A 13396-nucleotide genomic window follows, 5' to 3' on the forward strand; every position below is an offset into this window, starting at 1 on the left:
CCCGCCGCCGGAAAACCGGGGCGGGTTCCTTTTCTGACGACAGAAGGAATCACACATTCCGTCTGTGAGACAGGACAAATTCTTTCAGGGCATCCAGATCATTATCCATAACCTCGAAACGTTCTTCACGTTCAAAGAGATCAGACAGGTGTGCCGGCAGTTCGGGATGAACACCGGATGCCTTGCTGACGGCGTCCGGGAACTTGGCCGGATGCGCTGTGGCCATGCAGGCCATGACCGGAACATCATCACGGATCTTTTCGCGCGCCGCGACAACAGAGATCACAGAGTGCGGATCAAGCAGTTCTCCGGTTGTTTCATGGTAGTGGCGGATTTCCTTCAGGGTGTCTTCGTCAGACAGGCGGAAACCGTCAAAGAGACGCAACACGGAAGACAGCTGCGCATCACTGACACTGAATTCCCCCCTGGAGCGGAAATCGGTCATGGTTTGTGCAACAGCAGCTCCATCCCGTCCGAGCATGTCGAACAGCAGGCGCTCGAAGTTACTGGAAATCTGGATATCCATGGAAGGCGAGAGACTGGGCTCGACAGATTCCATGGTCATGGCACCGGTTTCAAAGAAGCGGGTCAGGATATCATTGCGGTTGGAACCAACAATCAGCTGGGAAACCGGCAGTCCCATCCGGCCTGCCGCATAGGCTGCAAAGACATTGCCGAAGTTTCCTGTCGGCACAGAGAAGCCAACGGGACGGTCCGGCGCACCCAGCGCGATCCCTGCCACGAAATAATAGGCGATCTGCGCCATGATGCGGGCCCAGTTGATAGAGTTCACGGCAGAGAGGTTCACGGCACGACGGAAATCCATGTCATTGAACATGGCCTTGACGTTGTCCTGGCAATTGTCAAAATCACCGTGGATCGCAATGTTGAACACATTCCCGGCCTGCACTGTCGTCATCTGACGGCGCTGAACATCCGACACACGGCCGTGGGGATGCAGAATAAAGATGCTGATCTGGTCACGATCACGACAGGCCTCAATCGCAGCAGACCCGGTGTCTCCGGATGTTGCACCAACAATCACAACCCGCTCGTCACGCTTCTTGAGGATCAGATCGAAAAGACGCCCCAGCATCTGCAGGGCGAAATCCTTGAACGCCAGTGTCGGACCGTTGAACAGCTCCATAACCCAGAGACGGGAATCAATCTGCTTGAGCGGCGCAACAGCCGAGTGGCGAAAATCGGCGTAGCTGCGCCGGATCAGATCTTTCAGCTCTGCATCAGCAATCACTCCCTCAACAAAGGGGCGAACGACACGAAAGACAACCTCTTCATAGGGCAGTCCGGCCATTTCACGCATTTCCTGCGCGGAAAATTCAGGCCAGGCCTCCGGAACATACAGGCCGCCATCTTCGGCCAGACCGGCCAGAAGAACGTCATCAAAGGAGAGGACGGGAGCTTTGCCACGGGTGGAAATGTATTTCATGGGCTGTCTCTAGATCTGCTGTCACAGGATGATTTCTGCACAACGTACTTGCACCGGTCCCAAACAGCAAGCCTTCGCGTGGCTCTGAAGCCCAAGTTTTAAGAATAGCCAGCAATAGAATATTCACTGGCCTCCCGGAGCAGGGACTATTCACCGTTCCGTTCCATGAATCTCAGGAACCTCTCAATGAGTGGATCAGCCCTGAGACTGGAAGCCCAGACCACGTGGACAGCCATGGGAGCAACTGTCCAGTCCGGGAGAATCTCGACCAGCCTCCCCTGCTTCAGATCCTCCCGCACCATGAACTCCGGAGGAGAGGACAGCCCCATTCCCTGCAGGGAAAACTGATGCATCGCATCAGCGTTATCCACCTGCAGTCTTGCAGCATGATGAATGCGCACCAACCCCTCTTCGGGGTGAGACAGTTCCCGGTAGGGCGGCATCATCGCCATCTGAATCCACGGCCAGCTTTCAAGATCAGAAGGCTTTTCAGGCACAGTACGGCCCTTGAGCAGATCAGGATGACAGACCAGCGTGCGGGCAAGGCTTCCCAGACTTTTTGTCAGCAACGAAGAATCCGGCATCTTTCCGACCCTTATCGCGACATCAATACCTGCCTCCAGCAAATCCTGCCGCACATCAGCGTAGATCAGTCTCAGGTCCAGATCCGGATAGGCCCTGGCAAAGGCGGCAATCTTCGCGGAATAATCACTGCGGACAAAAGCCGCAGGCAAGGCCACGGTAAAAACGCCTGACGGATTTTCCGTTTTGTTTCTGAGCAGGCTCAATCCCTGTTCCGCATGCTGAAGCATTGCACGGGCCTCGTGATAGAACTCTTCCCCGGCTGCAGTCTTGCGAATCTTGCGCGTTGAACGATGCAACAGGGCAAGATTGTACCGCTTTTCAAGCGACGAGATATGGTGACTGACCACAGAGGGGGACACCCCCAGTTCAGCAGCAGCCCTGCTAAAGGAACCCGCCTCGACTGCCTTCACAAAAACCGCCATTGCTCTCAAGTCATTGATCAAGATAACACCTGCGTCAATTATTCTATTTTTTGCAATTATCTTTTCTTATTAAAGCATATTATAGAAAATAGGAAAGCCTGATAGCTTGCCTGCTCCCATCTGGAGTTGACGATGCAAGATTATCTGTCCATGGCGCTCTTTGCGCTTGCCCTGTCCATCTCACCCGGCCCGGTGAACATGATCACGCTTTCATCCGGCGTCAGCCGCGGTTTTGCAGGGACGCTTCCCTTTGTTCTGGGGGCATCACTGGGCTTTACGGCACTTCTGTTCCTGCTGGGGCTGGGACTTCTTGAACTTGTGACGCAGCATGACCTTCTGATGACCGCGATCAAGGCACTGGGAACCGCCTACATCTGCTATCTTGCCGTCCTGCTGTTCAAAGCCCCCTCCACCCTTGCTGCTTCAGAACAGGAAAGTGCACCCCGCTTCTATCAGGGTGCACTTCTGCAATGGCTGAATCCTAAAGCCTGGGCAGCCTGTTTTACCGGTCTTGCCCTTTTCACAACAACACAGCAGCCGGAAAGCCTCTATACCTTCTGCAGCATCTATCTGGTTGTCTGTATGTGCGGCATCGGTTTCTGGGCTGTACTGGGCTCAAAAAGCACCCGCCTGTTTTCGACAGAGCGCCGTCTGGGACTTTTCAACAAGACCATGAGTCTGCTGCTCCTGCTGTCAGCAGGCCTCATTGCCCTGTCATAACAGGTCACTGCCCCAGATAACGGGTCTTCAGGTGAGCCTTGAAGACAGCCGGATCAAGAGGACGACCGGTGGCATGCGTCAGCAGTTCGTCCGTGCTCATGGATGATCCCCTGGAATGAACCTGCTCACCCAGCCAGCTCATCAGGGGCGCGAAATCACCCTGTTCTATCCGGTTCAGAAGATCCGGATTGGCCCGTCTGGCCGAATCAAATATCTGGGCCGCAGCCATGGCACCAAGACTGTAGGTCGGGAAATAGCCCCAGGCTCCATCATACCAGTGAATATCCTGCAAGCAGCCCAGTGTGTCACTCGGTGGACGAATACCAAGCAAGGCCTCAAGGCCATCATTCCAGGCTGTCGGCAGATCTTCCAGCTCCATACGGCCCTCAATCAGAGCACGCTCCAGACGATAGCGCAGGATGACATGCGCAGGATAGGTCACCTCGTCCGCATCAACCCGGATAAAACCCGGCTGCACACGGTTGCTCAGGGCACGGAGGTTCTCCGCTTCGTAAGCCGCTCCGGAGAGGCCCAGAATCTCCCGGGCCTTTGGTGCCATGAATCGCATGAACTCGGCTGAACGACAGGCCTGCATTTCAATCAGCAGGGACTGGCTTTCATGCAGGGTCATCCCGCGGGCGGAACCAACCGGCTGCAAGCGCCAGTCCGCGGGAAGGCCTCTTTCATAGAGGGCATGCCCCGTTTCATGGAGCACCCCCATCAGCGCGGTCATGAAATCCTGCTCGTCATAGCGGGTGGTGATACGGACATCATCCGGCACACCACCGCAGAAAGGGTGCAAGGAGGTATCAAGACGACCGTGATTGAAGTCGAAGCCGACAGCGGCCATCAGTTCGCGCCCCAGCTCCGCCTGTTGCGCGGTATCGTAAGGCCCCTGCAAAGGCAGGGCGTCGGGACGTGAAGCCTGCGCTTCCATCACCTCGCCCAGGAAACCCGGTAAAAAGGCCGCAAAATCCTCAAAAATGGCATCAATGCGTTCAGAGGAGCCACCCGGTTCATATGAATCGAGCAGGGCATCATAAAGCGAGCAGCCAAAAAGCTCTGCCTTGATCGCCGCTTCCTCACGCGACAGGGCCAGCACCTCTTTCAGTGCCGGCAAAACCGCCTTGAAATCATTGCCCGGGCGCGCTGTTCTCCATATGCCCTCGCATTTCTTGCAGGCACGCGTCAGACGTTCAACAAAATCACTGCTCAGGGCTGTAGCATGGCGCCAGATACGACGCATTTCCCGCAGGTTGGCCAGTTGCCAGCCATTGAGGTTGCCCTTGCTTTCCTCTGCAGCATCCAGCCAGTCCCCAACCTCGGACGCTGTCAGCATCTCGTGGCGCACGGCCCCGAGCGCAGCCAGCTGTTCTGTTCTGGCTGCAGCACCGCCTTCCGGCATGACAGCCGACATATCCCACCCCAGGACGCCCGAAGCCTCACCAATCGCGTTGATCCGGCGAAAACGCTTTTCGAGCTGTTCATAAGCAGTCATGGAATCTGTCCTGTTCAAAGAGTGATTGTGTCTGTGGTAATTTCTGGTTGGTGATTTATGATTTCAGAAGCGTGAAGACAAGCCCGACACCCTAAAGATCATCTTCCCCATCGCCGTCACGCCGATAGTGGAAGAGCACATAGATCACGGCAAGAACACCGGCAAGCGCGTACCAGGTGATGACATATTCCAGATGATTGTTCACCAGTTCGATACGGGTCTGACCTCCCAGAGGATAGCCGCCCGGAAGGTCCTGCCTTCGTGCATCCACATAGACCTTTTGAACCAGGTTCGGAATCCCTGCCAGCGTCCCCATGACTTCTGTGTCCACATAGAACCAGAAATTTTCCTCAATATCGTGTTCAGGTCTGACAAAGTCATACCCGCGCCATCCGTCGACACGCATCAGCGCTTCCTCGGTCAGCTGTCCAGAGATCTGTGCTTCGACACGGGTCGCAGGATCCTTCTGATCACCGGGAACCCAGCCCCGGTTGACCAGTATGGTGCGCCCGTCTGTCAGCTCGAACGGCGTCACCACCAGAAAGCCGATCCGGCGATCCAGCGCACGTGCACCCAGATAAAACTCCCTGTCGTGGCGATAGCTTCCCGTGATACGAACAGCCTTGAACTCCTCTGCCAGAGGATCCGCAACAGCCCCCGGGTAGCTCTCGACAAAATCCACCGACGGAGCAAACGCCCGCTCCTGCCGAAGGACGATCTGCTCTTCTTTCCATTCCAGCCTGAAAAGCTGCCAGGTTCCCAGCGCAATCATCCCGAAGAAAAGGGGAACAACAAAGAGCGTTGCAATAAAGGTTGGGCGAAAACGTCTGGGCGGCAGAGCCTTCCCGCCAGAGGAGCTGTTCGTCATAAGAAAGCGTTTCCTGCTAGTTGCTTTGCCCCAGAGTAGCCTATCTGCCCTGCAATGCAAATGCGTCCTTTTATTTCAGCGGCTTGAACAAAAAAGGAGGAGCCGGGGCTCCTCCTTGTGGTCTTCATGCTGCGGCCGTTTCCTAACCTCCCCACCAGTAAACAGCGAAGAACAGAAACAGCCAGACAACGTCGACAAAGTGCCAGTACCAGGCCGCCGCCTCGAAACCAACGTGGGCATCCGGGGTAAAGTGCCCCTTTTTCGCACGTTGCAGGCAAACGAACAGGAAGATGGTGCCCACCAGAACGTGGAAACCGTGGAAGCCCGTTGCCATGTAGAAGGTGGACGCATAGATGCCATCTGTGAAGCCAAAGGCCGCGTGACTGTACTCGTAGGCCTGCAATCCACTGAAGGCGATGCCAAGAACAACAGTATAGGTCAGGGCCTGTACCGCACTTTTCTGATCATCATGCAAAATGGCATGGTGAGCCCAGGTCACTGTACAGCCGGACAGGAGCAGGATCAGGGTGTTGAGAAACGGCAGATCGAAAGCATTGAAGGTTACGATATCTTCAGGAGGCCAGACAAACCCGATGGCCTCTTTCGGAAAGAGTGACGCATCAAAGAAGGCCCAGAAGAACGCAAAGAAGAACATCACTTCCGATGCGATAAAGAGGATCATCCCGTACCGCAAACCGATGCGGACAACCGGGTTGTAGAGCTGCTGCCTGTAGGCCTCATCCACGACCTCTCTCCACCAGCCGAACATGCAGATCAGGATCGACAGAACCCCCAGAGGCAGAATCCAGGGTGTCACGTCATGCATGAAAAGCACCATGCCAGTTGCAAAGAGACCACCTGCAAAGGCACTCAAAAGAGGCCAGATACTGGGTTCTACAAGGTGATAGGGGTGTTTTACTTCATCATGCCCTGCGCTCATGTTTATCCCTCTTCTTCCAGTGTTTCTCTGTTCTTGATGTTGTCTTCCAGCGATTGAAGGGAGAGCTCCTGTTCCTCTTCAAGCGCTTCTTCAAAAAAGGTGTAGGACAGGGTGATGGTCTGCACCTCGTCCATGTTCGTTTCGTCCTCGATGGACGGATCGACGTAAAAGGTTACCGGCATGTCGACCTCCTCTCCCGGCAGGAGGGTCTGCTCGGTAAAGCAGAAGCAGTCGATCTTTACAAAATAGGGCCCTGCCTTCAGTGGTGTCACATTGAAGGTCGCCACTCCGCGAACAGGACGCTCGGACGTGTTTTTTGCCCGATAGAAAGCCAGGCCACTCTCGCCAACCCTGATTTCAACCTGTCTCTGTGCCGGCTGAAACTCCCACGGCATGCCCCCGTTCACGGACGAATCGAAACGGATCTTCATCGTGCGATCCAGAATCTCCTCCGAGGCAACGTCCGATTGTTGCGGAGTTCCGCCATAACCGGTGACCTTGCAGAAAAGTTCATACAGCGGCACTGCGGCGTAGGCCATTCCAACCATTCCACCAACCATCAGGGCCAGTATCATGGCCATGCGTTTGTTGCGCGCAGAAGCCTGCGCCAAACGATCAGGTTGAGGAGAACGGGGATCCAGCGTCATGAGATCAGCTCCCTGCTCCGGTTCTGACAATGGAAACCGCGAAGAGAAGCACGACAATCGCCCCCAGCAAAAGCCCGAGCATCCTGTTCTGGACAGAAATGCGCTTGCGGCGCTGTTCCATCGTTTCCTCGGAGAGATCAGTCCTGTTCTTGTCCATGTCGTTCACAGTCATACCCTCACCTCAAAACAGCGTTGCCAGAAAAGCGAGGCCCTGCCCGGCCCGGGCCACAAGTCCATCACCGCTGTCCAGTATCAGAAAGGCAAACAGCAGTGTCAGATACAGAAGGGAAAAGAGGAACATCCTGCGCGCGGGTTTATTGCTTTCTGATCGCAACACCTGAACGTTCAGCCACAGGAACCAGAGACTGGCCGCAAGGGCCACAGCCCCGTACACAATCCCCGCGATGTCATAGACAACCGGCAAAAGGGAAACGGGCAAAAGCGAAAGCGTATAGATCATCATCTGACGCTTGGTTGCCTCGCGACCGGACACAACCGGCAGCATCGGCACACCGGCTGCAGCGTAATCTCCGTCCTTGTAGAGCGACAGTGCCCAGAAGTGCGGAGGTGTCCACATGAAAATCAGGGCAAAGAGAACGATGGCCTCAACAGAGACACTGCCTGTAACAGCAGCCCAGCCGATCATGGGCGGGAAAGCGCCGGCAGCACCACCGATCACAATGTTCTGCGGCGTACGACGCTTCAGATACATCGTGTAGACAAAAACGTAAAAGGCGTTGGCAAATCCCAGCAGGAAGGCCGCAACCCAGTTGACTGCAATGCCCATGAAGAAAACCGAGAAAACGCTCAGGATCACGCCATAGCTCAGCGCCACGTCCGGTGCCATGCGACCTGCCGGAATAGGACGCTTTCTCGTACGGCTCATGATCGCGTCGATATCGCGGTCATACCACATGTTGATGGCACCGGCTGCCCCCGCAGCCACGGCAATACACAGCACTGCAATCGCAGCAATCAATGGATGAATGGAGCCCGGAGCAGCCATCAGCCCTGCAAATCCGGTAAAGACCACCAGAGACATGACACGGGGCTTGAGCAGCAGCCAGAAGTCCCGGACTTCCGGAACCTGGGCGACATCGCTCCAGCCTTTCTCCTCTGTCATCATGTCCTGATTGGTAACATCACTCACGCCAGATCTCCCTCAATCGTCTCTAGTCTTTTTGATTATTGGCCTGTCGAGTAGCGGCCCACAGGCATTCGGGGCGGGCCGCCCCGCATCACTTGATGCGGGGAAGCTCGTTGAAGCAGTGGAACGGAGGCGGAGAAGAAACGGTCCATTCCAGAGTGTTTGCAGATTCACCCCAGGGATTGGCCTGCGATTTGCGACCGGCCCAGGCTGTGTAGATCGTCATCACCACCCAGAACAGTGTCGCCGCAAAGGTGATATAGGCTCCGTAGGAGGAAATCGCATTCCAGCCTGCGAAGGCATCCGGATAGTCCACATAACGGCGCGGCATACCGGCAAGACCAAGGAAGTGCTGCGGGAAGAAGATCATGTTCACGCCGATGAAGGTCAACGTAAAGTGCAGATACCCGGCCCATTGCGGATATTCGCGACCGGACATCTTGCCCATCCAGTAATACATCCCGGCAAACATTGCGAAGACCGCCCCCAGACTGAGGACATAGTGGAAGTGCGCAACAACATAGTAGGTGTCATGCAGGGCAATATCCACACCGGCGTTCGCCAGAACAACACCTGTCACACCACCCACAGTAAAGAGGAAGATGAACCCGATCGCCCAGCACATTGGCACTGTAAAGCGAAGCGAACCACCCCACATGGTCGCAATCCAGGAAAAGATCTTGATCCCCGTTGGTACGGCAATGATCAGTGTTGCAATGGTGAAATAGGCCCGGACATTCACATCAAGCCCCACGGTGTACATGTGGTGCGCCCAAACCGCGAAACCTACAAAACCGATTGCCACCATCGCATAGGCCATGCCCAGATAACCGAAAACAGGCTTGTTCGAGAAGGTGGAAATGATGTGGGAAACAATGCCGAAGGCCGGCAGAATCATGATGTAGACTTCAGGGTGACCAAAGAACCAGAACAGGTGCTGATACAGGATCGGATCCCCGCCCCCGGCCGCATCAAAGAAGGTTGTACCGAAGTTGCGGTCTGTCAGCAGCATGGTGATGGCACCACCCAGAACCGGAACAGCCAGCAGCAGCAGGAAAGCCGTCACCAGCATGGACCAGACGAACAGCGGCATCTTGTGCAGGGTCATCCCGGGAGCACGCATGTTGAAGATGGTTGTAATGAAGTTCACGGCACCAAGAATAGACGAGGCACCTGCGAGGTGAAGGGCAAAGATCGCCATATCAACCGATGGTCCGGGATGCCCCAGTTCAGCCGAAAGCGGTGGATAGACCGTCCAGCCCGTACCGGCACCCTCGCCAACGAAGGCAGATCCCAGCAAAAGGAGGAAAGCGGGAACGATCAGCCAGAAGGAAATGTTGTTCATCCGCGGGAAGGCCATATCCGGCGCACCGATCATCAGGGGAACGAAATAGTTTCCGAAACCACCGATAATGCCCGGCATCACGACAAAGAAGACCATGATAAAGCCGTGAGCCGTCACCGCGACGTTCCAGAGTTGACCATCTGGTTCACCGCCAGCCAGGAAGTATTGCACACCCGGCTCCTGCAGCTCCAGACGCATCCAGACGGAAAAGGCTCCGCCGATGATCCCGGCCACAACCGAGAAGATCAGATAGAGGATGCCAATATCCTTGTGGTTGGTTGAACAGAACCAGCGTTTAAAGAAACCCGGCTTGTGATCGTGATGAGCATCGTGATCTGCATGATCAACTGAATGTGCCGTTTCCATATTCTCATCCCTCTTCTGGATGTGTCTTCCCTTTGAACTTTGATCCGGGAAGAATCATTATAGTCTTTGAAAGGGAGGCAGTGACGCACCTGCCCCGATACTGATCCCGCAATTACTGTGCAGCTGCTACACGCAACGGAGCATTCTCCTGCTCCAGACCAGCAAACTCGTCCTGTGCCTTTTTAACCCAGGCATCGAATTCAGCCTTTTCCACAGCGCGGACCTCGATCGGCATAAAGGAGTGACCGGTTCCACAGATTTCGGAACACTGACCGTAGTAGGTTCCAGGCTCCGTCACTTCGAACCATGTCTCGTTGATACGACCGGGAACACCATCCAGTTTCACGCCGAAGGCCGGCATGGCAAAGGAGTGGATCACGTCACCCGCTGTTACGAGCAAGCGGATCTTTGTGTTTACAGGCACAACAACCGCATTGTCTGTTGCCAGAAGACGCGGCTGCCCCTCTTTCAGGTCCGCTTCGGGAATCATGTAGGCATCAAAGGTGAAGTCCCCGTGATCCGGGTATTCATAGGCCCAGTACCACTGGTGACCGATGGCCTTGATTGTCATTTCCGTATCCGGGTTGCGATCGGCAGCGTAAAGCAGTTTCAGGGATGGAATGGCAATCACGACAAGGATCAGGACCGGAACAGCGGTCCAGACAATTTCCAGAAGTGTGTTGTGACTGTTTGTCGAAGGCGTCGGGTTGGCCTTGTGGTTAAAGCGGACCATCACAAAAATCAGGAGCGCCAAAACAAGCAGCGTGATCACAGTGATGATAATGAAAAGCAGATCGTAAAGATTCGTGATTTCCACCATGGTCGGGGTTACAGCGGCCTGAAAGTCCGTCCCCCAAATATCGTCAGTTGCCTGCGAAAGGCCCGAAAAGCCAAAGACAAAACTGGCCAGAGTACTCAAAAATAGAGCGAAGCTTGCGCCTCTTGTCGTCATAGTCCTCATCCGCTACCTACCCTTGTTCACAAGACATTGATTATCTCAATGCCTCCCCCGTTAAAATCGAGTAAATATTTATTCGATTCAGGGATTTGCATTTACTGCTTCAGCAAGAGGTTACCGACATTTTCGCCTGACGACAAGCTCCTCCGAACAACCATATACTTAAAAAAGAGAAATAATGTCTCATATAGGCCCGTATTTTTCTTGAAAATCAGATGCTTATTTTATTTAATATTTCCCACAAAAAAGATAGGCTCTTTTTCCCATAAAAAACATACGCTTATACTTATACAGTTGAATTCAAAAAGAAAAACTCAACTGCTCCGGCGAACAAAAAACAGGAATCAATCAGACAAAAACCGTGATGCAGGTTTCAGAGGCCCGGTCAGCATCCTTTTGCGTTTTTACAAATTCCGGCAGCCGGGTTTATATTTCTTTTGACAAGCCTACTCCTCGGGCCCATCTCAAAAGAAACGAACCTGTTTCAAGCCATCAGGGAATTCCAATGAGCACCTTCGACATTACAGATGACCTCTTCTTCAATCGCACTGAGCTGGACCTGCCCCGTTTGCAGTCTCTGGTCGCGGACAGCCTGAAAGGTGCGGATGACGGAGAGCTCTATCTGGAGTATCGCCAGTCTGAAGGCCTGGCTTTCGACGACGGACGCCTGAAATCGGCAAGCTTCGACACCCAGCAGGGCTTCGGCCTGCGCTCGGTATCCGGCGAAAGCGCAGGCTACGCTCACGCCAGTGAACTGAGCGAGGAAGCGATCAGGCGGGCCTCCCAGACTGTCCAGGCCGTTCATTCAGGACACGATGGAACCATGGCACTGGCGCCAACCGGCACCAACCAGGCACTTTATGGAGACGACAATCCCCTTTCTGCACTGGCTTTTGATCGCAAGGTCAAACTCCTGTCGGAAATAGACGCCTTTGCCCGCGCCCTGGATCCCCGCGTTGTACAGGTCAGCGCATCACTGAGCGGTGAATGGCAGGCCATCCAGATTCTCCGTGCTGACGGCTACCGGGCCAGTGATGTCCGCCCTCTTGTCCGGCTCAATATTGCTGTGACCCTGAAAGACGGGGACAAGATGGAAAGCGGTTCCTTTGGCGGCGGCGGACGTTTCCTGTTTGATGCCGTGATTGATGACCAGTACTGGCAGGATGGCGTCCGCGAGGCCCTTCGCCGTGCCGATGTCAATCTTCACGCCATTGCCGCCCCTGCAGGGGAAGCCAATATTGTGCTGGGTCCGGGATGGCCCGGTGTGCTTCTGCACGAAGCCGTGGGACACGGACTGGAAGGCGATTTCAATCGCAAGAAAACTTCCAACTTTTCTGACCGCATTGGCGAACAGGTCGCCGCAAAGGGCGTCACAGTCCTTGACGATGGAACCCTCTATGATCGCCGCGGTTCCCTTTCCATCGACGACGAGGGTACACCCACACAGTGCACCACCCTGATCGAGGACGGCATTCTGGTCGGCTACATGCAGGACCGCCAGAACGCCCGTCTGATGAACATGAAGCCAACCGGGAATGGCCGCCGCCAAAGCTATGCACACATCCCCATGCCCCGCATGACAAACACCATTATGGCCAGCGGTGACAAGGATCCTGACGAGATCCTCGCCTCACTGGACAACGGCATCTATGCCGTTAACTTTGGCGGAGGACAGGTTGACATCACATCCGGCAAGTTTGTTTTCTCCTGCACGGAAGCCTACAAGGTGGAGAACGGTAAACTCGGTCAGGCCATCAAGGGGGCAACGCTCATCGGAAACGGCCCTGATGTCATGAACAAGATCACCATGGTCGGCAATGACATGCAGCTCGACGAAGGCGTCGGAACCTGCGGAAAGAACGGCCAGGGTGTGCCCGTCGGTGTCGGGCAGCCAACCCTGCGCATTGACGGCATTACGGTTGGCGGCACAGCCTGACAACGTACTGTTTGTTTCGAAGCAAAACGGAAAAAGCCCGGCCAGAGCCGGGCTTTTTTGCATGCGACAAATCCGGATTATTGCGAATTGATGTAGTCAATAACCGCAACAGCATCATCCGATTTCTTCAGACGGAAGGACATCTTGGAACGCCCGGAAGCCTTGCCGCCCTTTTCAGTGACATAGGCTTTCAGGAACTTCTGAGGATTTTCAAGATACTGGACAAGGTTTTGCTCATCCCAGACAAGTCCCTGGGCACCAGCCTCGACCAGAATCTTGGAATACTTGAACCCGTCCACAGAGCCGGCTGTTCGCCCAATCATGCCGTTGAGGTACGGACCAACCTTGTTCTTGCCAACTTCAAGACTGTGACAGGACTTGCACTTGTTGAAAACCTTCTTGCCGTCTGCAGCAGAAGCGCCTCCGGCCACCAGAAGTGCAGCTCCGAGAGCAACGCCAAGCAACGCAATTTTTTTCATCTCAATCCCTCCGGACTTTTTTTTCGGAAACCTGCCTT

Annotated in this window: 13 protein-coding genes; 2 read left to right on the top strand and 11 right to left on the bottom strand. The window is 54.8% G+C overall.

Annotated elements, in window-relative coordinates:
* Positions 1–49 precede the first annotated feature (49 nt).
* Positions 50–1447: a threonine synthase gene (gene thrC, locus AAAH10_RS02675; protein WP_343560274.1), complete on the bottom strand. Its 1398-nt coding sequence runs from the start codon at positions 1445–1447 to the stop codon at positions 50–52.
* A 146-nt stretch (positions 1448–1593) separates the two neighbouring features.
* Positions 1594–2475, bottom strand: a complete 882-nt coding sequence (locus AAAH10_RS02680; RefSeq protein ID WP_343560276.1) for a LysR family transcriptional regulator — start codon at positions 2473–2475, stop codon at positions 1594–1596.
* Positions 2476–2586: 111 nt separating this feature from the next.
* Between AAAH10_RS02680 and AAAH10_RS02685 the strand changes: the two genes are divergently transcribed.
* On the top strand, positions 2587–3174 hold the full coding sequence (locus AAAH10_RS02685) for a LysE family translocator (protein WP_343560278.1): 588 nt from the start codon (positions 2587–2589) through the stop codon (positions 3172–3174).
* Between the two features lie 4 nt (positions 3175–3178).
* On the opposite strand, the gene AAAH10_RS02690 is transcribed toward AAAH10_RS02685, so the two are convergent.
* The 8 genes from AAAH10_RS02690 to coxB form a co-directional block, all read right to left on the bottom strand.
* Positions 3179–4672, bottom strand: a complete 1494-nt coding sequence (locus AAAH10_RS02690; protein ID WP_343560280.1) for a carboxypeptidase M32 — start codon at positions 4670–4672, stop codon at positions 3179–3181.
* A 91-nt stretch (positions 4673–4763) separates the two neighbouring features.
* Complete coding sequence (locus AAAH10_RS02695; RefSeq protein ID WP_343560282.1) at positions 4764–5540, bottom strand: SURF1 family protein; 777 nt, start codon at positions 5538–5540, stop codon at positions 4764–4766.
* A 142-nt stretch (positions 5541–5682) separates the two neighbouring features.
* Positions 5683–6480 (bottom strand): cytochrome c oxidase subunit 3, encoded by a 798-nt coding sequence (locus tag AAAH10_RS02700; protein WP_343560284.1) that lies wholly within the window; start codon positions 6478–6480, stop codon positions 5683–5685.
* A gap of 2 nt (positions 6481–6482) precedes the next feature.
* Positions 6483–7127 (bottom strand): cytochrome c oxidase assembly protein, encoded by a 645-nt coding sequence (locus AAAH10_RS02705; RefSeq protein ID WP_343560286.1) that lies wholly within the window; start codon positions 7125–7127, stop codon positions 6483–6485.
* Between the two features lie 4 nt (positions 7128–7131).
* On the bottom strand, positions 7132–7299 hold the full coding sequence (locus tag AAAH10_RS02710) for a hypothetical protein (protein ID WP_343560288.1): 168 nt from the start codon (positions 7297–7299) through the stop codon (positions 7132–7134).
* Positions 7300–7308: 9 nt separating this feature from the next.
* Entirely contained in the window at positions 7309–8277 is a 969-nt protein-coding gene (locus tag AAAH10_RS02715) for a heme o synthase (RefSeq protein WP_442490257.1), read from the bottom strand.
* A gap of 88 nt (positions 8278–8365) precedes the next feature.
* On the bottom strand, positions 8366–9985 hold the full coding sequence (gene ctaD / locus AAAH10_RS02720) for a cytochrome c oxidase subunit I (RefSeq protein ID WP_343560290.1): 1620 nt from the start codon (positions 9983–9985) through the stop codon (positions 8366–8368).
* A gap of 112 nt (positions 9986–10097) precedes the next feature.
* Complete coding sequence (gene coxB / locus AAAH10_RS02725; protein WP_343560292.1) at positions 10098–10937, bottom strand: cytochrome c oxidase subunit II; 840 nt, start codon at positions 10935–10937, stop codon at positions 10098–10100.
* Between the two features lie 511 nt (positions 10938–11448).
* On the opposite strand from coxB, the gene tldD reads away from it, so the two are divergent.
* Positions 11449–12879, top strand: coding sequence for a metalloprotease TldD (gene tldD, locus AAAH10_RS02730; RefSeq protein WP_343560294.1), 1431 nt, complete (start codon positions 11449–11451; stop codon positions 12877–12879).
* Positions 12880–12956: 77 nt separating this feature from the next.
* Here the strand turns inward: tldD and AAAH10_RS02735 are convergent, their stop codons facing one another.
* Positions 12957–13358, bottom strand: coding sequence for a c-type cytochrome (locus AAAH10_RS02735; RefSeq protein ID WP_343560296.1), 402 nt, complete (start codon positions 13356–13358; stop codon positions 12957–12959).
* Between the last annotated feature and the right edge of the window lie 38 nt (positions 13359–13396).

The sequence above is a fragment of the Carbonatibacter coralli genome (genome assembly GCF_039592655.1).
GTDB lineage: Bacteria > Pseudomonadota > Alphaproteobacteria > Kiloniellales > Kiloniellaceae > Carbonatibacter > Carbonatibacter coralli.